This window comes from Streptomyces mayonensis (assembly GCF_018982965.1).
In the GTDB taxonomy this organism is placed as follows: domain Bacteria; phylum Actinomycetota; class Actinomycetes; order Streptomycetales; family Streptomycetaceae; genus Streptomyces; species Streptomyces mayonensis.
The window spans coordinates 1-17,953 of record NZ_JACBYP010000034.1 but is presented as its reverse complement, the minus strand read 5'-3'; the positions used below and the strand labels follow the sequence as shown (position 1 = coordinate 17,953).

The following is a 17,953-nucleotide window of genomic DNA, read 5'->3' as shown; positions in this document are numbered from 1 at the left end:
CGATCGCATGAAGCTGGACTCCATGTACCAGGACGTCATCCTGGACCACTACAAGAACCCGCACGGGCGGGGCTTGCGGGATGGCGACGCCGAGGTCCACCACGTCAACCCCACCTGCGGGGACGAGATCACGCTCCGCGTGAAGTACGACGGCACGACGATCAGTGACGTCAGCTACGAGGGTCAGGGCTGCTCCATCAGCCAGGCCAGCGCCTCCGTGCTGAACGACCTGCTGGTCGGCAAGGACCTCGCCGAGGCGCAGCGGATCCAGGAGACCTTCCTGGAGCTGATGCAGTCCAAGGGCAGGATCGAGCCCGACGACGCGATGGAGGAGGTCCTGGAGGACGCGGTCGCGTTCGCCGGGGTCTCGAAGTACCCGGCCCGGGTCAAGTGCGCCCTGCTGAGCTGGATGGCCTGGAAGGACGCGACGGCCCAGGCGCTGGACGGCGCCGACGCCGAGAAGGAGACGACGGCATGAGCGAGACCGTGGAAATGAAACCGGCCTCGGAGGAGGAACTCCGCGAGGCCCTGATGGACGTCGTGGACCCCGAGCTGGGCATCGACGTCGTCAACCTCGGCCTGATCTACGGCATCCACGTCGACGAGGCGAACATCGCCACCATCGACATGACCCTGACGTCGGCGGCGTGTCCGCTGACCGACGTGATCGAGGACCAGGCCAAGTCCGCCACCGACGGCATCGTCAACGAGCTGCGGATCAACTGGGTCTGGATGCCGCCGTGGGGTCCGGACAAGATCACGGACGACGGCCGCGAGCAGCTGCGCGCGCTCGGGTTCAACGTCTGAACCACACCGGCAGTACTGCTTCGGAAACGGCGGCACCTTCGGGTGCCGCCGTTTCCGTGTCCGCCTCTCGCCCCGTTATGTACGCTCGTACACATGGGATATCTGCTCCTGGTCGGAGCCATCGCCGCCGAGGTCGCCGGGACCACCGCCATGAAGTACAGCGAGGGTTTCAGCAGGCTGGCCCCCTCGCTCCTGACGGCCCTCGGCTACATCGTGTCCTTCGGGCTGCTCGCGCAGACCCTGAAGACCCTGAACGTCGGCACCGCCTACGCCATCTGGTCCGGCCTGGGCACCGCGGCCATCGCCGCGATCGGCGTGCTCTTCATGGGCGAGGGCATGACCGCCACCAAGGCCGCCGGCATCGCGCTGATCATCCTCGGCGTCGTCGTCCTCAACCTCGGCGGAGCCCACTGATGCCCCGCCGCCACGATCCCGAACGCCGCCAGCGCATCATTGACGCGGCGATCAGGGTCGTCGGGCGGAAGGGCATCGCCGGGCTCAGCCACCGCAGCGTCGCCGCCGAGGCGGACGTGCCGCTCGGCTCCACGACGTACCACTTCACGACCCTCGACGACCTCATGGTCGCCGCCCTGCGCCAGGCCAACGAGGGCTTCGCCCAGGTCGTCGCCGCGCATCCCGCCCTCTCGGACCCCGAGGCCGACCTGCCCGCCGAACTCGCCCGCGTCCTCGGCGAGTGGCTCGGCGGCGACCGCACCGGCGTGGAGCTGGAGTACGAGCTGTACCTCGCCGCCCTGCGCCGTCCCGCGCTGCGCCCCGTCGCCGCGGAGTGGGCCGAGGGCGTGGGCGCCCTGCTCGCCGCCCGCACCGACCCCACCACGGCCCGCGCCCTGGTCGCCGTACTCGACGGCATCTGCCTCCAGGTCCTGCTGACGGACACCCCGTACGACGAGGAGTACGCGCGGGAGGTGCTGACCCGGCTGCTCTCCGCGCCCGGCACCCGAGACGGCCGCGGTCCCGGCTCGCATCCACCGGCGGCGGCCGGTTAGGTTGCCCTCATGACCGACACGACTGCTCCCCGCACCACCGGCGCCGTGGCCGCCGGCCTCGCCACGATCGCCGCCGACGGCACCGTCCTCGACACCTGGTTCCCGGCCCCCGAACTGTCCGCCGAGGCGGGCCCGTCCGGTACCGAGCGTCTCACCGCCGAACAGGCCGCCGAACTCCTCGGCGGCGGTGCCACCGCTGCGGTCGGTCCGGACGCCCGCCGCGGCGTCGAGGTGGTCGCGGTCCGCACGGTCATCTCCTCGCTGGACGAGAAGCCGGTCGACACCCACGACGTCTACCTGCGCCTGCACCTGCTCTCCCACCGGCTGGTCAGGCCGCACGGCCAGAACCTGGACGGCATCTTCGCCCACCTCGCCAACGTCGCCTGGACCTCGCTCGGCCCGGTCGCCGTCGACGACGTCGAGAAGGTCCGCCTCAACGCCCGCGCCGAGGGTCTGCACCTCCAGGTCACCTCGGTCGACAAGTTCCCGCGCATGACCGACTACGTCGCCCCCAAGGGCGTCCGCATCGCCGACGCCGACCGCGTCCGGCTCGGCGCGCACCTGTCCGCGGGCACCACGGTCATGCACGAGGGCTTCGTCAACTTCAACGCCGGCACGCTCGGCACCTCGATGGTCGAGGGCCGCATCTCTGCCGGCGTCGTCGTCGGCGACGGCTCCGACATCGGCGGCGGCGCCTCCACCATGGGTACCCTCTCCGGCGGCGGCAACGTCCGCATCGTCATCGGCGAGCGCTGCCTGGTCGGCGCCGAGGCGGGCGTCGGCATCGCGCTGGGCGACGAGTGCGTGGTCGAGGCCGGCCTCTACGTCACCGCGGGCACCCGCGTCACGATGCCCGACGGCCAGATCGTCAAGGCCCGCGAACTCTCCGGCGCCGACCACATCCTCTTCCGCCGCAACTCGGTCACCGGCACGGTCGAGGCCCGCCCGAACAACGCGGTCTGGGGCGGCCTGAACGACATCCTGCACAGCCACAACTGACCCGGCGTCCGCCGAGCGCCCTCCCCGTGTGCCGCGGGGAGGGCGCTCAGCGTTTCAGGGCCCGGTACCGCTTCAGCAGGGCGGTGACGCGGGTCTGGTCCGCCGGGCCGTTCAGCTCGGTGAGGAGGTCGTCGGGGCACAGTTCGTACAGGTCGCCCCACCAGCGGCGGCCCCTGGTGTCCCAGATGCGGTATCCGCCCGGGACGCCCCGGGCCACGTAGCGTCTTCTGCTCATCGGCGTCGACCGTAGGCGGCGCGGCGGCGCGCCGCCAGTGGTCTGGGAGCGCGTCCCGGTGACGTGGACGGGGGAGCGCCCTCCGTACGGATGACTGAGCGTGACCTTCCGCCGGGTCCGGCGGATGAACGGGACGACGGACACAGGGTCCGATCAGAGGCCGATCCGACGAAACGAGGGCCTGGTATGACGAACGAGCGGGCGAGGACCGTGGCGCGTTGGCTGGCCGGGGCAGGCGCTTCGGCGCTGGTGTGCTGCGCCCCGGTACTGGCCGCGGGGGCCGCCCACGCCGACGAGACGACGACCGGTTCGCACAACGGGCCCCGCGTGGGGCTCCTCAACGTCCACGTCGGGCAGATCGACGACCCGGCGGAGGACGTGCTGGAGCACACCCTGCTGTTCGGCGACGGCTACGCCTGGAACTGAGGGGCAGGGGTAGCGCCGTACCGGCCTGGGTACCCGGGGTGCTCCGAACCGGGAGGAGGCGGAACACCGTGACCGGAACCATGCACACCAGGCCGGTGCACGACGAGAACCACTCCGTGGGCGAACTCGTCGGACAGGCCACCGAGCAGCTCTCCAGGCTCGTGCGTCAGGAAGTGGCCCTCGCCAAGATGGAACTGGCGGAGAAGGGCAAGCGCGCCGGGCGCGGGGGCGGGATGCTGGGTGCCGCGGGCGCCATCGCCTACGTCGGCCTCTTCGCGCTGGCCGGTACGGCCGCCGCCGCGCTCTCGCTGGTCCTGCCCGTCTGGGCCGCCGCGCTCGTCGTGACGGCGGCGCTCTTCCTGATCGCCGCCGTCCTGGCCATGACCGGTCGAGCACAGCTCCGCCGGGCCGTGCCGCTGGGGCCCGAGGAGACCCTCGGCAGCGTCAGGGCCGACGTGGACCAGATCAGGGAAAGGGCACATCGATGACCGACGCGACCAGCCGGGACGGCGCGACGAGCGGCTCCACCGCGCAGCCGGCCGGCGGGGCCAAGGGGCCCGACGAACTGCGCAGGCAGATCGAGCAGACCCGCGGCCAGCTCGGCGACACCGTGGAGGAGCTGGCGGGCAAGGCGGACGTGAAGGGCCGTGCGAAGGCCCGGGCCGCCGACCTGAAGGACCGGGCCGGCGCCGTGACCGTGCAACTGCGCAGCTCCGCCGCGCACGCCGGGCACGCCGTGCAGGGCAGGGCGGGCAGGGCCGGCCACCGGAAGGCGGATCCGGTGGCCGGTACGGCCGGGACCGGCGGGGCCACCGAGTGGCATCCGCCGCGGGCGCGGGGCACGGTCCGGGCGGGGCTCGGGCGTTCGCGCACCGTAGTGGTCGCCGGGGTGGCGGTCGGCGCGGTGCTTGTGGTGGGCCTGGTGCGCCGCCGCCGGCACGGGCACCGCTGAGCCCACGGGTACGGCCGCGACAGGCGGGTACGGCCGAGTACAGGGGTACGGCTGAGTACACGGATACGGCGGACGCGGCGCGGTGGGGCGGCTCCGGCGCGAGCCCTCGCCCGGGAGCCGCGCTCGCCGAGCCGGTGCTCGGGCCGGGCTTGACCTCAAGTCCGGTCGAGGTCGGAGGGTGGTGCGTGCAGCCGAAGAGCACCGACCCCTGGAGACCGGCATGACCCGTCGCACCGACGCCCACCCCGAGCTGGACCGCCCCGACGTCCTGGCGCCCTTCTTCAGCACCTGGCGCGTGGGCACCCCCGCACGGCAGCGGCTGACCGTCGACGCCATCGCCCGCACCTGGGAGCGGCGGCCCTGGCCCGCCGAGGGGCTGCGCGGCTACCACGTCTACACCGGTCACGACGGCAGCACCCTGCTGCACCACTCCCAGTGGACGAGCGAGCAGGCATACGAGGCCTTCGCCAGAACCCACCGGCAGGAGCGCGTCGACGAGATCGACACCGCCGTGCCGGGCATCGAGCGCCTCGGACTCGGCAGGTACCGGCGCTACCGCAGCACGGCCGGCGAGGACCGGGCGGCCGCCGTTCCGGGGTGCGTCGTGATCGTCGGCGTCGAGTTCGACGGGCCCGACCCCGGCAGGCAGCGTGCCTGGGTGGACGCCGTCTTCGAGGCCCTGGAGAGTGAGCCGGCGCCGCACCCCGGCGGCATCCGCGCCCACTTCCACCTCAGCACCGACGGCACCCGCGTCCTCAACTACGCCGAGTGGGAGAGCGCGCAGGCCCACCGCGACGCCCTCGCCGCCCCCGGCGACGGCGTCGGCTCGCCGACGGCCCAGTGGACGCGGGTGCAGAACTGGCCGGGCCTGAAGAGCAGCACGGTCGACCGCTACGACCACGCCCTCGGTCTCGTCCCCGGCTGACCCGCGCCACCCGCCCCGCCTACGGCCCGCCGGTCACGGCCTGAACCGCACCACCTGCGGGTCGTGGTCGCTGATCTGGTCGTGGAACTCGGCGTTGACGTGCACGCTGTCGTAGGTCAGGTGCCCGCCGTGCCGGACCGACGGGCTGACCAGGATCTGGTCCAGGACCTGACTGTTGCCCTGGTAGACGTACGAGTAACGCTCGCTCTCCGGCAGCGACTTCACCGCCGACCACAGTGCTCCGCCGTCCTCCAGGATGTGCGTCGTCCGCGAGAATTCGAAGTCGTTGATGTCGCCGAGGGCGACGACGTCCGCGTCCTTCCGGACGGCGAGGATCTCCTTGACGAAGGTGTTCACCACCCTCGCCTGGGCGTGGCGCTGCGTCTCCGAGCCGCGCGCCGGCGGCTGGTACTGGGCCGTGAGCCCCTGGTCGCCGCCCTTGGAGCTGAAGTGGTTGGCGATCACGAAGACCGTCCGGCCGCGGAAGACGAACTCGCCCGCCAGCGGCTTGCGGCTGTCCTCCCAGGCCGGGTCCGCCGGCGCGATCCGGCCGGGGGAGTGGGTGAGCGCCGCCCCGCCGCGGACCTTGCGCACCCCGGTCGCCGTCGTCGCGTCGCCGCCCGGGCGGTCGGTGAAGGAGACCCGCTCCGGGTTGAACAGGAACGCCTGCCGGATGTTGCCGCCGGGCTCACCGCCGTCCGCCTTGTCCACCGGGTCGATGCCCCGCCAGTCGTAGCGCGGGCCGCCGGCCGCGACGATCGCGTCGATGAGCCTGCCGACCGTCGCGTCGGCCGCCACCGTGCCGTCGTCCGTGGCGCCGTTGTTGTCCTGGATCTCCTCCAGGGACACGACGTCGGGCGACTTCAGGCGGTGCACGATCGCGTCGGCGTGCGCCGCGAAGGTGTCGTCGGACGGGTCGAGGTTCTCGACGTTGTACGTCGCCACCGCCAGCTCCCGCGCGCTCTGCCGGCGCGTCGACTCGCGCTCCGTGCCGCCGCTCTCCAGAGTGCCGATCTCGCGCGCGGCCAGCGTGTAGCCGCCGTACTGGTTGTAGTCCAGCGGGCCGGAGGTCGTCCCGGCGAGGGTGTCGCCCACGTCGGCCGCCGGGAAGCCGGCCGGCTCGCCCAGCGACTGGATCTGCAGCCGGCCGGTGTTCTGGGCGCCGTAGGAGCCGTAGACCGTGCCGCCGCGGCGGTTCGGGTTCTCCCGGGGCTTCACCGTGACCCACAGCTCGGTGTACGGGTCCGTGGCGCCGACCACCCTGGCGTCGGAGACCCGGACGTTCATGCCCTCCAGGGACTCGTAGTGGTCCAGGGCGTACCGCGCGGGCCGCAGCCGCAGGCCGTTGACCGACCCGTTCGCCGCGTCGTCGCCCTCGGGCGCGTACGCGCGCGGCACCGAGCGGGCGGAGACGGTCGTCGCGGCCGGCAGCGCGTTGCCGCTCGAGACGACGGTGACCGTCGGGCGGGTGATCTCGGTGACCGACTGGTTGCCCGAGGACGTGCCGCCCGGGACGTACTCCGAGACCGTGCCCGACACGGTGACCGCGTCACCCACCGCGACCCGCGGGGCCTCGTTCGTGAAGACGAAGACGCCCTCGCTGGTGGCCGGGTCGTCGTCCGGCCGCGGGTCCTGGATCCAGAACCCCTTGGAGTTGCCGTAGCCGCGGACGCCGGTGACGATTCCGGCCACGTCCGTGACCTGCTTGCCCGCGTACGGCGACAGGCGGGTGCTGCCCTGGACGTCGTGGATCCGCAGGGAACCGGCCGGGGCGGGGCCGGCGTGCGCGGGCGCGGTGAGGGCGACGGTGGACGCCGCCGAGCAGACGGCGGCGACGGTGAGCGCGGCGAGGCGCGTCGAGGACTTGCTGGCCAACGGGATCCCTCCGGGGACGTGACGTGGCGCCGGGACGAGGGCGTGACGCATGGGGCGGCAGGGTGCACACGGGTCCCGGGGGACGGCCGCCCCCGGTTCTGGCCCGGTCCCTCCCCGGCCCTCCCCTCGCTTCCCCACGCTCTCCTCTTCGTTTCTACGCGCGTCAATCTCCTGCCGGGTCACGCCCGTTGTCAAGGTTTCGGCCATGTACACCACCCGACGGGGAGATGAACCGGGCGGCATGGGTGGAAACCCGTCTAGGCTGAGCCGTTGAGCGGTACGGCGTCCGGATGGTCGTACGGCGGTCAAGGCGCGCGAGGAGAAACAAGCCGATGTCAGACAGCTCCACCCTGCCGCCCGCACGGCTGCGCCCCGAAGCGGAGCTGGCCCGCGACGCGCTGTCCGCGCCGGTGCTCGCCCGGGCCGTGCGGCTGGCCCGCTGGGCGGGCCCCGGCACCCGGGTCGACGCCGGGGGCGGACTCGTCGAGGAACAGCTGCCCGCGGCGGCCGAGCAGCTCGGGCTGAGCGGGGACGACGCCGCCGCGTACGCGAGCGAGGCCTGGCGGATCGCCGTGGACACCGGGCTCGTCGAGATCACCGACGAGGAAGCGGGCACCGTAGCTCCGGGCGAGGACCTCGCCCTGCTCACCGGCGGTTCCCCGCAGGACGTGCTCGGACTCTGGCTCACCGCCCTGGAGGCGGTGCTCGCCGACGCGAGCGTGCCCGACCTCGACGACCTGGTCGACGCGATGGCCGAGGGCGGCGAGGTGGACCTCTCCTCCCTCGACTGGGACCCCGAGGCCGAGTCCGAGTTCCTCGACGGCGTGCTCGGCAACCTGTACCTGCTCACCGTCGGCGACGAGGGCCCCGGCGACGCCCCGGTGCCGCTGCCCGCCCTGGCCGCCTCCGTGATCGTGCCCAGCGACATGGGCGAGCCCAGCAACGAGGTCCTGGAGCAGGTCTCGGACGCGATGATGCGCCTGGACGACCAGTTCCGGCTCCTCGAACCGGTCGGACTCGTCGAGTACCAGCCGGTCGACGAGGCGCTGATGGCCGACGCCGACGAGGAGCCCGCGGCCCCCGTCGACGAGGCCGACGTCGCCCGCTACGGCATGGTGCGGCTCACCCCGCTGGGACTGTACGGACTGCGCGCCCGGCTCCTGGACGCCGGCTTCGAGGCCCCCGCCGTCGGGGACCTCGCCGACAAGGGCGCCGACGCGCTCCTCGACGGCACCGCGCCCTTCCCGCCGGCCGCGGCCCACGCCGAGACCGAGCTGTGGCTGGCCGGGCGGAGCCCGCTCGACGCCGCCCGGGAACTGCTGGCGGCGGCCCGCGGCTCGGACCCCGGTGCGCCGCTGCGCCGGCTCCGCTGCCAGCAGGCGCTCTCCCTGGTCGGCGCCGAGGCCGAGCCCGCCCTGCGGGAGGTCCTCGACGACGCCGAGCTGGGCGGCCTGGCGCGGGTGTGGCTCACCGAGCACGGCGCCCGGGACGTGCCGGCGCCGCCGCAGGAGATGGTCTTCTGGCTGACCATCGACACCGTCGCCGCGCAGCTCGCCGCAGAGGGCAACTCCGAGGAACTGCAGGCCCTGGTGGAGGGTCTGGCCCAGCAGCACAGCGGCTTCTTCGACACGGCCTGGCGCGTCGGCCACCCGGCGACCCCGGACGTCCTGGAGGCGATGGGACGGCTGCACCCCGACAAGAAGATCGCCAAGGAGGCCCGCAAGGCCGCCTTCAAGGCCCGCAGCCAGCACGGCGGCTGACCCGGCGGGGAGGAAGGCGGGGGACAAGGGGAGGGAAAGCGGCCGGACTGATCCGGGTCCCGGTGGCACGCCGTGCGGACGGCGGTCGCCCCGGGCCGGTCCGCACGGGGGCGGGGAACCCCCGCGCCGGGACGGTGAGAGGTCGCCGCCGGTTCAGCCGGAGTTCAGACATGCGTGCGCCTCCCGTTCAGGCGCGGGCGCCACCGTGGCGGCGGACCGAGGTACGCCACCCTCCACGGCTCGCCCACGTCACAGGAGACAGCATGTCGCTCACCCGCAGGGACTTCGCCGGCCGATCGGCGCTCACCGGTGCCGGAGTCGCACTGGCGGGCAGTGTCGGCGCCCTCGCCACCGCCCCCAACGCGCTCGCCTCCACGGACACCGAGAGCGTGGGGGAGGAGCACGGCAACGGTCACGGCCACGGCCACGGCGGCATCGGCTACGGGCCGCTGATCCCCGACCCGGACGGCATCCTCGCCCTGCCCGCCCGCTTCAGCTACGAGGTCATCACCTACTCCGGGCGGACCAGGCTGGAGTCCGGCGAGTACACCCCCTCCAACCACGACGGCACCGCCACCTTCGACGGCCCGCGCGGCGCCACCCTCCTCGTCAACAACCACGAGCTGGGCGGCCACCGCGACGACTGGCCGCACCCGGTACCGCTCGCCGAGGGCCTCGTCTACGACCCCGCCGCCGCCGGCGGCTGCACCGTCGTCGAGGTCCGGCGCGGCGGCCACGTCGCCGAGTGGGTCGGCATCGCCGGCACCGCCACCAACTGCGCGGGCGGCAGCACCCCGTGGGGCACCTGGCTGACCTGCGAGGAGACCGAGGACAGGGCCGGCTCCAACGGCATGACCAAGGACCACGGCTACGTGTTCGAGGTCGACCCCGAGGACCACCGCGCCAACCGGGACCCCGAGCCGATCAAAGCGCTCGGCCGCTACGCCCATGAGGCCGTCGTCGTCGACCCCGGGCGCGGCCACCTCTACCTCACCGAGGACGCCTCCGGACCCAACGGCCTGCTCTACCGCTGGACGCCGCCGGAGCACTTCCGGCACGGCCGCGGCCGGCTGCGCGCCCTGGCCGAGGACGCCGGGGTCCTCCAGGCGTTCAAGTGCCTCGACTCCGGCGGCAGGTTCGTCGACGACCTCTCCCGCGCGACGAAGACCGGCACGGTCTACGGCGTCGACTGGGTCGACGTCCCCGACCGCGACGCGAAGAGCACCTCCGTGCGCAGTCAGTTCGCCGACGGCGAGGTCACCCGCGCCCGCAAGCTGGAAGGCATGTGGTGGGCCGACGGCGGCGCGTACATCGTCTCCTCCTACGCCCGTGACGAGAGCCCCGGCCGCCCCCACGACGGCCAGGTCTGGTTCTACGACCCGAAGCGGCGCACCCTCACCCTGAAGGTCCTGCTCGGCGTCAACGCCGACCCCGACCAGGACGGCGCCTTCGACGGCCCGGACAACATCACCGTCTCCCCGTACGGCGGTCTGGTCATCGCCGAGGACGGCGAGGGCGTCCAGCACCTCTTCGGCGCCACCGACAGCGGGCGCACCTACCCCATCGCACGCAACGAGCTGAACATCGGCACCGAGGACGACCCCGAGTACAGCGAGTTCACCGGCGTCACCTTCTCGCCCGACGGCCGGACCCTGTACGCCAACATCCAGACGCCGGGCATCATGCTGGCGATCACGGGTCCCTGGAAGCGCCAGCGCCGGGAACGCTAACCGACGGCAGGCAGCAGGAGGCGGAAGACGCAGCCGCCTTCGGGGCGGCCGTCCAGTTCCAGACGCCCGTCGTGCGCCTCGGCGATGGCGGAGGCGATGGCGAGCCCGAGACCCGAGCCGGCCACCCGGTCCGGGTCGCGGCGCCCGGCCCGGTAGAAGCGGCTGAAGACGTGCCGTGCGTCGTCCGGGGCGATGCCCGGCCCGTCGTCGACGACTTCGACCACGCACACGGCGGCCCCGTACGGCATCGGCCGCCCGGTGCCGACCCGGCCGGGCCGGTCCGTGCCACCGCAGTCCCCGCCGGCCCGGGCTGCGCCCACCCGGACGAGGACCCGGGTGCCGGCCGGGGTGTGCGCGCAGGCGTTGGACAGGAGGTTGCCCAGGATCTGGGCGAGCTGGTGCCCGTCGCCGAGCGCCTCGACGACGTCGAGGTCCTGGCCCCCGTCGTTCTCCCAGTCACCCGCACCCGCACCCGAACCCGAACCCGCACCCGCACCCGCACCCGAACCCGAACCCGCACCGGCACCCGCTCCGGCATCGGCACCGCTCCTGGCCCGTTCCTCGCCCTCGCCCTCGCCCCGGCCCGGCAGGCGGCCGCCGAGCGGCTGGAGGCCGATGTTCCGGTCCGGGTGGCGTACGGCGGTGTCCGCGATGGCGTCCGCGCACAGGGAGAGCAGGTCGACGCGCTCGCGGCGGCGTACGGGCGCGTGACCGAGCTTGGCGAGCAGGAAGAGGTCGTCGACCAGGCGGCTCATGCGGTCGGCGTCGTGCACGATCCGGCTGTGCGCCTCCCGGCGTCGCGCGCCGGTCATCCGGGGCTGGTCGACGAGGAGTTCGGCGAAACCCTGGATCGCCGTGAGCGGGGTGCGCAGTTCGTGACCCGCGTCCGCCATGAACCGCCGCATGCGCCGCTCCGAGTCCTCGGCCCGGTGCAGGGCGCTGCGGAGCCGGTCGAGCATCGTGTTGAGGGCCAGGCCAAGGCGCCCCACCTCCGTGTCGGCGTCGGTCACCGGCACGTTCAGCTCCAGGTCGCCCGCGGTGATGTGCTCGGCGGTGCGCTCCACCCGGGTGAGCGGACGCAGACCCAGGCGGACGGCGGCGTTGCCCAGCAGCACGACGCCGCCCGCCGCCAGCGTGCCGAGCCCGACGCCGAACCAGAGCAGCTTGGCCGTCGCGCCGTCCACCGTGTCGAGCGGCAGGGCCACCACCGACCGCACCTGCCCGGGACCTGAGGCGGCGATCACCCGCCAGTCGGAGCCGTCGCCGCCGTCGGCCGGCACCGTGGCGGGCCTGCCGTCGGACAGCTCCAGGTCGGCCGCCCGGTCGGGCAGGTCCGGTCCGGCCGGGCTGGTGCGTCCCAGCGCGTCCTTGAGCAGGTCGCCCTGCGGGCCGTAGAAGAAGACGCGGTAGTCGGAGGGCAGCACGTCGGGGGCCCGGTGGCTGAGGCTGCCGTCGGCCAGGTCCTCGTACATCCCGGGAGGCGGCCGGAACCCGGCGAGCCGGTCGTCGACCTGGTCGGTCAGCCAGGACCGCAGGACCACCAGGCCGGCGAGCTGGCAGAGGGCGACCGCGCCGGTGGCCAGGAGCCCGGCGATCAGCACGAGACGGCTGCGCAGCGAGCGCGGACACAGCCGGCCCGGACGGCTCACGGTGTCACCGCCCCGCCTCCTCGGGCGGGAGCCGCAGGCAGTACCCCACCCCGCGCACGGTGTGGATCAGCGCGGGCGGTACCTGGTCGATCTTGCGGCGCAGGCTCTTCACGTACGTGTCGACGATGCGGGTGTCGCCGGAGAAGCCGTACTGCCAGACCTGGTGCAGGATCTCCCGCTTCTCCAGGACCCGTTCCGGGTGGGACAGCAGGCAGGACAGGAGGCGGAACTCGGTCGGCGACAGCTTCACCGCACGCTCCGCGCGGCGGACGCGGTGCGCGTCCTCGTCCAGGGTCAGGTCCGCGTACCGCAGCGGGGCCCGCGGCACGGCGGCGGACGCGGCAGCCGTGCCGCGGCGCAGGATGGCTCTGATGCGCAGCAGGACCTCCTGGACGTGGAACGGCTTGGTGACGTAGTCGTCGCCGCCCGCGCTGAGGCCGATGATGCGGTCCTCGATGTCGGTCCGGGCGGTGAGGAAGAGCACCGGCGTGTAGCAGCCCCGCGCCCGGAGTTCACGGGTGAGCAGGAACCCGTCCGTGTCGGGCAGCATCACGTCCAGGACGACCAGGTCCGGTCGGCCGCTGTCCGCCTCGGACATCGCCTCCCGTCCGCAGGCCGCGGTGACCACGCTGTGTCCGGCGGCGGTGAGCGCGGCGGTGAGCAGCGCGCGGATGCTCGGATCGTCCTCCACGACGAGGATCGTGTGCCCGCCGGTGGGGGTCCGCGGGACGGGGCGGTGCTCGGTCATGGTGCACACCTCGGGCGTGTCGGACGGGAACGGGGCCGGTGGTGCGGGCCGTGGCCCCGGCCCGTGGGCGGGCGGGGGCCACGGTGCGGCGCGATGGTAGCCGGGCAGCCTGTGCGGGACCCGTCAGCCGGTCACCTGCTCGTTCGCGGCGAGGGCCTTGCCGCGTTCGGTGACGGTCCTGCGCAGGGCGGACACGGCCGAGTCCAGCTGTTCGGAGTCGGCGCCCGCGGCCCGTGCCTGGTCGGCGAGGTCCGTCAGTGCCTCGGAGGCGGCGCCGGACCCGAAGAACGCCTGGTACAGCTTCCGGTACGCCTTCTCGTAGACGTCGTCGAAGGCGTCCGACTCCAGGAACCTCGTCTTGAGGACGTGCCCGGACATGGGGCCGCCGCCTCCCGCCCGGCCCTGGCCCTGTTCCTGCCCTTGTCCCTGCTCCGGCCCCTGCTCCGGCCCCGGTGGCTGGGCCTGTCCCGCCGGCCGGTCCTGGCCCGGTTGGCCGTCCTGTTCCGGCGCCCCGTCCGCGCCCGCGCCCACGCCCGGGCCTCCGCCTCCCATGCCGACGGAGTCGTCCGGCCCCGCGGTCGCGTCCCCGCTGAAGGTGAGGTTGTAGTCCCAGCCGAGCACCGAGAACCTCCTGGTGCCCAGGTCGTACCGGAGCAGGTAGTTCTTGCCCGGTCCGGCCATGTCGTCGAAGTTCAGCAACAGGTTCTGGGTGGCGACGTAGGAGGCCAGGGAGTCGACGTCCACGTAGGTGCCGAGGTCGCGGGCGAACTGCTCGTCCGACGCCTCGTTGACCCACTTGATGAGCTTCATGACCGGTTCCAGGTCCTGGCTGCCCTTCTTGTTGAGCTGTTTGAAGGACTTCTCGTAGTCGGTCGGGTCGTCGCCCGCGTAGTCGAAGCTGCTGCCGGCCCGGGCCTTGTACAGCACCCCGTCGCCGTCGCCTATGTCCTCGCCGTAGTCGGTGTCGGGGTTCTCCACCATCAGCCGGGTGACGGCCGGGCGGTTGTTCACCGTGAGGGAGGTGAAGCCGTACCGCTCGGCCTTCTGGCCGCTCGCGGCGGTGAGCGAGAGGGACAGCGCCTCGTTGAGCGGCACCTCGGCGTTGCTGCCCGGACGCAGCGAGATCTCCCGCTCGCCCTGGTAGGCGCGGCCCTCGACGTACTCGTCGATCTTGATGAGCCAGGGCAGTTCCTCGGGCTTCTTCTCGGACAGGTCGTACATCGCCATGCCCCCGCCTCCGCCGCCTTCGCCCCGTCCGCCGCCGGCCTGCCCGTCGCCGTTGCGGTTGCCGTCGGCGCCGCCCGCCGCACCGCCGCCCGCGTCGCCCCGGCGGGCGCCCTGCGGGGCGCCGTCCGGCATGTCCTGGCCGCCACCAGGCATGCCGCGGCCGCCGCCCCGCAGGGACATCAGGGTGGAGTTGCCCTTGAGGCGGATGCCGACGTCGTTCAGGTGGACGCCGTCGACGGTGAGGTCCGCCTCGATGTACTCCTTCGTGCCGTCGTCCTTGAACTCCTTGATCATCTTGTCGAAGTCGGTCTGGTCGTAGGTCAGCTCCACCGAGTGCGGGACCGAGGTGTCGTAGAGGTCCACCGTCCCCGCGACGTCGTCGGTGACGGCGTCCGCCTCGACGCGCGAGGCGGAGGTGACGTACGGGGAGATCCGCGCGTCGCCGAGGAAGTACACCATCGAGGCGAGGCCCACCCCGAGGGCGGCGGCCGGTTTCCAGTGGTGGCGCAGCCGTACCGGCAGCCGGTCCCGCAGCCTCCGTGCGCGTCGCGCCGTCGGGTCGGCCGCCATCACAGGTCGGTGGTGTCGTAGCCGGTCAGCACGGTGACCCGCTGTCCCGACGTACGCTCCTGGAGGGCGTTGACGAGGTCGCCGGGCTCGGCGCCCTTCTTCAGACGGACGGTGTAGAACACCTCGCTGAGCGCGCCGCCGCGGATCGTCTCCGTGCTGACCAGCTCGAACTCGCTGGTGTACTTGATCAGGACGTCGCGGATCTGCGGGGTGTAGTCGTCACCGGCCGGGACCTGCACCTTGACGACCTGGCGCTGCACGTTGAGGGCGAACCAGTCGAACTTGAACATGATGAGGACGACCGCGCAGATCACCACGGCGCCGACCGCCGCCAGCGTGTAGAAGCGGGCGCCGCAGGCCATGCCGATGGCCATCGCCAGGAAGATGAAGCCGACGTCCCGGGTCTCCTTGACCGCGTTGCGGAAGCGGACCACGGACAGGGCGCCGACCAGGGAGAACGCCCTCGCCAGGTTGGATCCGACGACCAGCATGATCAGTGCGACGATCATGCCGACGATCACCAGGGTCTGCACGTAGGACTGGCTGTAGGAGACGTTGCGGTGCGTGTACCGGTACACGAAGCCGATCAGTGTGGACAGGACGAACGACAGCGCCATCGCCGCCACGACGTCGGCCACGCTGAACGTGCCGCTGAGTTCCTGCAGATCGAGATCGAAGTTCACTTGGCTCCTGCTTTCAACGGCGCGTGGGGCGCCGACCGCTGCTGCAGCGGCTGTTCCTCTGGTGGGGTGGGCGGCGGGAAGTCCGCCTCGTTGACGTGGAAGACGGACCGGGGCGCGAGGCCGAACGTCTCGATGGACTGCACGTACTTGGAGACCCGGATCAGGTTCAGGTTGCGGCGCGCCGTCAGGTCCGTGATCCAGTGCGGCGTGCGCTCGTTGACCTTGATCTCCATGATCGCCATGTGCGGCGGGACGGTGAACCGGTTCTCGGGCGTGGGCGTGCCGAAGTGGAAGTCCCGGTCCCGGCCCCGCACCCGACGGTCGAAGGTGACGCGCAAGCCGGTGTCGGAGCCCCGGCCGACCAGTGCCTCGCGCTGGTAGCCGGTGATCGCGGTGGCCCGCAGGTCCAGCCGTACGACGAGGTCGAGCACCTCCTGGACGAAGGCGCTCTCCCGCTCCGAGTGGGCGACCGCCTCCCTGCCGTCGCACAGTTGCCGGGCCGTGCCGTAGGGGAGGGTGATCCGGCGCTTCTGGGTGACGCGGTTGACGCGCTGCTTGATCTCCACGCAGACCGGGGAGTCGTCGGTGACGCCGTCGGGGCCGCCGTAGTGCCGGATGCGCAGCTTGCGGCGGAACTTCAGGCCCTCGATCTTCTCCCAGTAGAACCGCAGGCGCGGCGTGTCGTAGTAGAGGCTCCACACGCCGTACCCGCCGACCGGGCTGTGCGCGTCCCGGTCCATGCGTTCGGCCAGCTCGTCCCGGATGGCCGCCGCCTGCTCCACGGGAACGAGGTACTTCAGCTCGAACCGGTTGAACGCGTGCAGCCGGCTCGCCACATGCAACGGTTCCTCACCCTGCGAGGGGACCACCCTGCGCCTCCTTCGTCGTACGTCGCCGACCGACCGGCCAGGAGCACGCAACCAGCGGCAGATGAGGGAGCCATGAGAATTCCGGGTGGATTGGAGGAGTCTTCCGGGCGTCCGGAAGATGAACGGAAGGGGCTTCCAGGGCCGCCTCGGTAGGGTGGCCCGTACGTGCCGAGCGGCAGGGGGAAGTGATGACGCAGGTCAGGCCCATGCGAGCGGATGCCCGGCGCAATCGCGCGCGGTTGCTGCGGACGGCGGCCGAGGTGTTCGCCGAGCACGGGGCGGGAGCGTCGCTGGACGACGTCGCCCGGCGGGCGGGGGTCGGGACCGGCACGCTGTACCGGCACTTCCCGACGCGGCAGGCCTTGCTGGAGGCCGTCTACCTCGAAAGCGTCGAGGCGATCGCCGCCCGCGCCGACACCCTCGCGGCCGCCCGCCCGCCGGGGGCGGCGCTCGTCGGGTGGCTCGGCGAACTCGCCGTCGGCATGCTCCAGGTGTGCGGAATGAAGGCGCTGCTGGGTACGGCCTTCACCGGGGCGGAAGCGGTGGCGGACCGGGCGTGCGGCGACTGTGTGCGCGGTGCGGCGGAACGGCTGGTGCGCGCGGCGCAGGAGGCGGGGGCGGTGCGCGGCGACGTCGAGCCGATCGACGTGCTGCGGCTGGTGCACGGGGTCGTGACGGCGTGCGAGTCGGCCGGGGAGAGCGACGGAACGGCCGTCCGGCGGTACCTGGCGCTGCTCATGGAGGGACTGGCGCGGGCGTAGGGGCGCTGTGGAGCTCCAGGGCCCGTCACTGAGGAGGCGCCCCGCCCCTCGATCCGGGCGGGGCGCCTCAGGTGGGCGGCCGGTCGGCTACAGCGCCTGCGCCGACGGCTTCACCATGCCGCGTACCGTGCGGGACTTGACGAAGTCGCCGATGGCCGTCATCTCCCACTCGCCGGAGTACTGGCGGATCAGCTTCGCCATCATCACGCCGGTCTGCGCCTCGGCGCTGGTGAGGTCGAAGCGGACCAGTTCCTCGCCGCTCGCGGCGTCGACGAGGCGGCAGTACGCCTTGGCGACCTCCGTGAACTTCTGGCCGGAGAACGAGTTGACCGTGAAGACCAGGCCACTGACCTCCTGCGGCAGCCGGCCGAGATCGACGACGATCACCTCGTCGTCGCCGCCGCCCTCGCCGGTGAGGTTGTCGCCGGAGTGCTTGACCGCGCCGTTCAGGATCGAGAGCTTGCCGAAGTAGCAGCTGTCGATGTGGTTGCGCTGCGGGCCGTAGGCGATGACCGACGCGTCGAGGTCGATGTCCTTGCCGCGGTACGCCGGCTCCCAGCCGAGGCCCATCTTGACCTGGGAGAGCACCGGCCGGCCGCCCTTGACGAGGGACACGGTCTGGTTCTTCTGGAGGCTGACCCGGCCCTTGTCGAGGTTGATCTTGCCGGCGCCCGGTGCGGGGGCGGGCGGTGCGGCCGGCGGCGCGGGCTCCTCCACCGTGACGCCGAAG

General features: G+C 72.7%; 20 protein-coding genes. 12 read left to right on the top strand and 8 right to left on the bottom strand.

Annotated features, from left to right (window positions below; all coding sequences use genetic code 11):
* Positions 1-7 precede the first annotated feature (7 nt).
* The 5 genes from sufU (at position 8) to dapD (ending at position 2,813) form a co-directional block, all read left to right on the top strand.
* Positions 8-478, top strand: coding sequence for a Fe-S cluster assembly sulfur transfer protein SufU (gene sufU, locus HZS56_RS15625; protein ID WP_216721282.1), 471 nt, complete (start codon positions 8-10; stop codon positions 476-478).
* On the top strand, positions 475-807 hold the full coding sequence (locus HZS56_RS15620) for a metal-sulfur cluster assembly factor (RefSeq protein ID WP_216721281.1): 333 nt from the start codon (positions 475-477) through the stop codon (positions 805-807). Before sufU ends, HZS56_RS15620 begins: the two co-directional genes overlap by 4 nt.
* Before the next feature lie 93 nt (positions 808-900).
* The gene (locus HZS56_RS15615; protein ID WP_216721280.1) at positions 901-1,221 is read left to right on the top strand and encodes a DMT family transporter; all 321 of its coding nucleotides are present in this window, start codon (positions 901-903) and stop codon (positions 1,219-1,221) included.
* Positions 1,221-1,814, top strand: a complete 594-nt coding sequence (locus HZS56_RS15610; RefSeq protein ID WP_216721279.1) for a TetR/AcrR family transcriptional regulator — start codon at positions 1,221-1,223, stop codon at positions 1,812-1,814. Before HZS56_RS15615 ends, HZS56_RS15610 begins: the two co-directional genes overlap by 1 nt.
* A 9-nt stretch (positions 1,815-1,823) precedes the next feature.
* The gene (gene dapD, locus HZS56_RS15605) at positions 1,824-2,813 is read left to right on the top strand and encodes a 2,3,4,5-tetrahydropyridine-2,6-dicarboxylate N-succinyltransferase (protein ID WP_216721278.1); all 990 of its coding nucleotides are present in this window, start codon (positions 1,824-1,826) and stop codon (positions 2,811-2,813) included.
* A gap of 46 nt (positions 2,814-2,859) precedes the next feature.
* Here dapD and HZS56_RS15600 read toward each other — a convergent pair whose 3' ends face one another.
* A complete protein-coding gene (locus HZS56_RS15600) occupies positions 2,860-3,048 on the bottom strand; it encodes a hypothetical protein (RefSeq protein ID WP_216721277.1) in 189 nt (62 codons plus the stop codon).
* Between the two features lie 186 nt (positions 3,049-3,234).
* Here HZS56_RS15600 and HZS56_RS15595 point away from each other — a divergent pair, with 186 nt between their 5' ends.
* From HZS56_RS15595 to HZS56_RS15580, 4 genes are all read left to right on the top strand, one after another.
* A complete protein-coding gene (locus tag HZS56_RS15595; protein WP_216721276.1) occupies positions 3,235-3,474 on the top strand; it encodes a hypothetical protein in 240 nt (79 codons plus the stop codon).
* Between the two features lie 68 nt (positions 3,475-3,542).
* Positions 3,543-3,962 (top strand): phage holin family protein, encoded by a 420-nt coding sequence (locus HZS56_RS15590; protein ID WP_216721275.1) that lies wholly within the window; start codon positions 3,543-3,545, stop codon positions 3,960-3,962.
* Positions 3,959-4,426, top strand: coding sequence for a DUF3618 domain-containing protein (locus HZS56_RS15585; RefSeq protein ID WP_216721274.1), 468 nt, complete (start codon positions 3,959-3,961; stop codon positions 4,424-4,426). The genes HZS56_RS15590 and HZS56_RS15585 overlap by 4 nt, the downstream gene beginning before the upstream one ends.
* A 220-nt stretch (positions 4,427-4,646) precedes the next feature.
* The gene (locus tag HZS56_RS15580; protein WP_216721273.1) at positions 4,647-5,351 is read left to right on the top strand and encodes an antibiotic biosynthesis monooxygenase family protein; all 705 of its coding nucleotides are present in this window, start codon (positions 4,647-4,649) and stop codon (positions 5,349-5,351) included.
* 33 nt (positions 5,352-5,384) lie between these two features.
* Here HZS56_RS15580 and HZS56_RS15575 read toward each other — a convergent pair whose 3' ends face one another.
* A complete protein-coding gene (locus HZS56_RS15575; RefSeq protein WP_216721272.1) occupies positions 5,385-7,226 on the bottom strand; it encodes a DUF8508 domain-containing protein in 1,842 nt (613 codons plus the stop codon).
* A gap of 332 nt (positions 7,227-7,558) precedes the next feature.
* Between HZS56_RS15575 and HZS56_RS15570 the strand changes: the two genes are divergently transcribed.
* Together HZS56_RS15570 and HZS56_RS15565 are read left to right on the top strand one after the other, a co-directional pair.
* The gene (locus tag HZS56_RS15570) at positions 7,559-8,986 is read left to right on the top strand and encodes a hypothetical protein (RefSeq protein ID WP_216721271.1); all 1,428 of its coding nucleotides are present in this window, start codon (positions 7,559-7,561) and stop codon (positions 8,984-8,986) included.
* 263 nt (positions 8,987-9,249) lie between these two features.
* Positions 9,250-10,716 (top strand): alkaline phosphatase PhoX, encoded by a 1,467-nt coding sequence (locus HZS56_RS15565; protein ID WP_216721270.1) that lies wholly within the window; start codon positions 9,250-9,252, stop codon positions 10,714-10,716.
* Here the strand turns inward: HZS56_RS15565 and HZS56_RS38220 are convergent.
* From HZS56_RS38220 to HZS56_RS15540, 5 genes are all read right to left on the bottom strand, one after another.
* Positions 10,713-12,365 carry a HAMP domain-containing sensor histidine kinase gene (locus tag HZS56_RS38220; RefSeq protein WP_308408083.1) on the bottom strand — a complete coding sequence of 551 codons (1,653 nt, stop codon included), beginning with the start codon at positions 12,363-12,365 and terminating at the stop codon, positions 10,713-10,715. The genes HZS56_RS15565 and HZS56_RS38220 overlap by 4 nt on opposite strands.
* A gap of 4 nt (positions 12,366-12,369) precedes the next feature.
* Entirely contained in the window at positions 12,370-13,113 is a 744-nt protein-coding gene (locus HZS56_RS15555) for a response regulator transcription factor (protein ID WP_216721269.1), read from the bottom strand.
* 123 nt (positions 13,114-13,236) lie between these two features.
* Positions 13,237-14,910 (bottom strand): CotH kinase family protein, encoded by a 1,674-nt coding sequence (locus tag HZS56_RS15550; RefSeq protein WP_216721268.1) that lies wholly within the window; start codon positions 14,908-14,910, stop codon positions 13,237-13,239.
* Positions 14,910-15,593 (bottom strand): DUF4956 domain-containing protein, encoded by a 684-nt coding sequence (locus HZS56_RS15545; RefSeq protein WP_031046903.1) that lies wholly within the window; start codon positions 15,591-15,593, stop codon positions 14,910-14,912. The genes HZS56_RS15550 and HZS56_RS15545 overlap by 1 nt, the downstream gene beginning before the upstream one ends.
* A complete protein-coding gene (locus HZS56_RS15540; RefSeq protein WP_308408082.1) occupies positions 15,590-16,462 on the bottom strand; it encodes a polyphosphate polymerase domain-containing protein in 873 nt (290 codons plus the stop codon). Before HZS56_RS15540 ends, HZS56_RS15545 begins: the two co-directional genes overlap by 4 nt.
* Positions 16,463-16,650: 188 nt before the next feature.
* On the opposite strand from HZS56_RS15540, the gene HZS56_RS15535 reads away from it, so the two are divergent.
* Positions 16,651-17,223, top strand: coding sequence for a TetR/AcrR family transcriptional regulator (locus HZS56_RS15535; RefSeq protein WP_216721267.1), 573 nt, complete (start codon positions 16,651-16,653; stop codon positions 17,221-17,223).
* Positions 17,224-17,310: 87 nt separating this feature from the next.
* Here the strand turns inward: HZS56_RS15535 and HZS56_RS15530 are convergent.
* The coding region (locus HZS56_RS15530; RefSeq protein ID WP_216721266.1) for a TerD family protein at positions 17,311-17,953 on the bottom strand (643 nt) is incomplete at its 5' end.

Bases quoted from the DNA above. Each gene is read 5' to 3' on its own strand.
- sufU (WP_216721282.1), top strand. From the start codon at position 8: ATGAAGCTGGACTCCATGTACCAGGACGTCATCCTGGACCACTACAAG.
- HZS56_RS15620 (WP_216721281.1), top strand. From the start codon at position 475: ATGAGCGAGACCGTGGAAATGAAACCGGCCTCGGAGGAGGAACTCCGC.
- HZS56_RS15615 (WP_216721280.1), top strand. From the start codon at position 901: ATGGGATATCTGCTCCTGGTCGGAGCCATCGCCGCCGAGGTCGCCGGG.
- HZS56_RS15610 (WP_216721279.1), top strand. From the start codon at position 1,221: ATGCCCCGCCGCCACGATCCCGAACGCCGCCAGCGCATCATTGACGCG.
- dapD (WP_216721278.1), top strand. From the start codon at position 1,824: ATGACCGACACGACTGCTCCCCGCACCACCGGCGCCGTGGCCGCCGGC.
- HZS56_RS15600 (WP_216721277.1), bottom strand. From the start codon at position 3,048: ATGAGCAGAAGACGCTACGTGGCCCGGGGCGTCCCGGGCGGATACCGC.
- HZS56_RS15595 (WP_216721276.1), top strand. From the start codon at position 3,235: ATGACGAACGAGCGGGCGAGGACCGTGGCGCGTTGGCTGGCCGGGGCA.
- HZS56_RS15585 (WP_216721274.1), top strand. From the start codon at position 3,959: ATGACCGACGCGACCAGCCGGGACGGCGCGACGAGCGGCTCCACCGCG.
- HZS56_RS15580 (WP_216721273.1), top strand. From the start codon at position 4,647: ATGACCCGTCGCACCGACGCCCACCCCGAGCTGGACCGCCCCGACGTC.
- HZS56_RS15570 (WP_216721271.1), top strand. From the start codon at position 7,559: ATGTCAGACAGCTCCACCCTGCCGCCCGCACGGCTGCGCCCCGAAGCG.
- HZS56_RS15565 (WP_216721270.1), top strand. From the start codon at position 9,250: ATGTCGCTCACCCGCAGGGACTTCGCCGGCCGATCGGCGCTCACCGGT.
- HZS56_RS15555 (WP_216721269.1), bottom strand. From the start codon at position 13,113: ATGACCGAGCACCGCCCCGTCCCGCGGACCCCCACCGGCGGGCACACG.
- HZS56_RS15550 (WP_216721268.1), bottom strand. From the start codon at position 14,910: ATGGCGGCCGACCCGACGGCGCGACGCGCACGGAGGCTGCGGGACCGG.
- HZS56_RS15535 (WP_216721267.1), top strand. From the start codon at position 16,651: ATGACGCAGGTCAGGCCCATGCGAGCGGATGCCCGGCGCAATCGCGCG.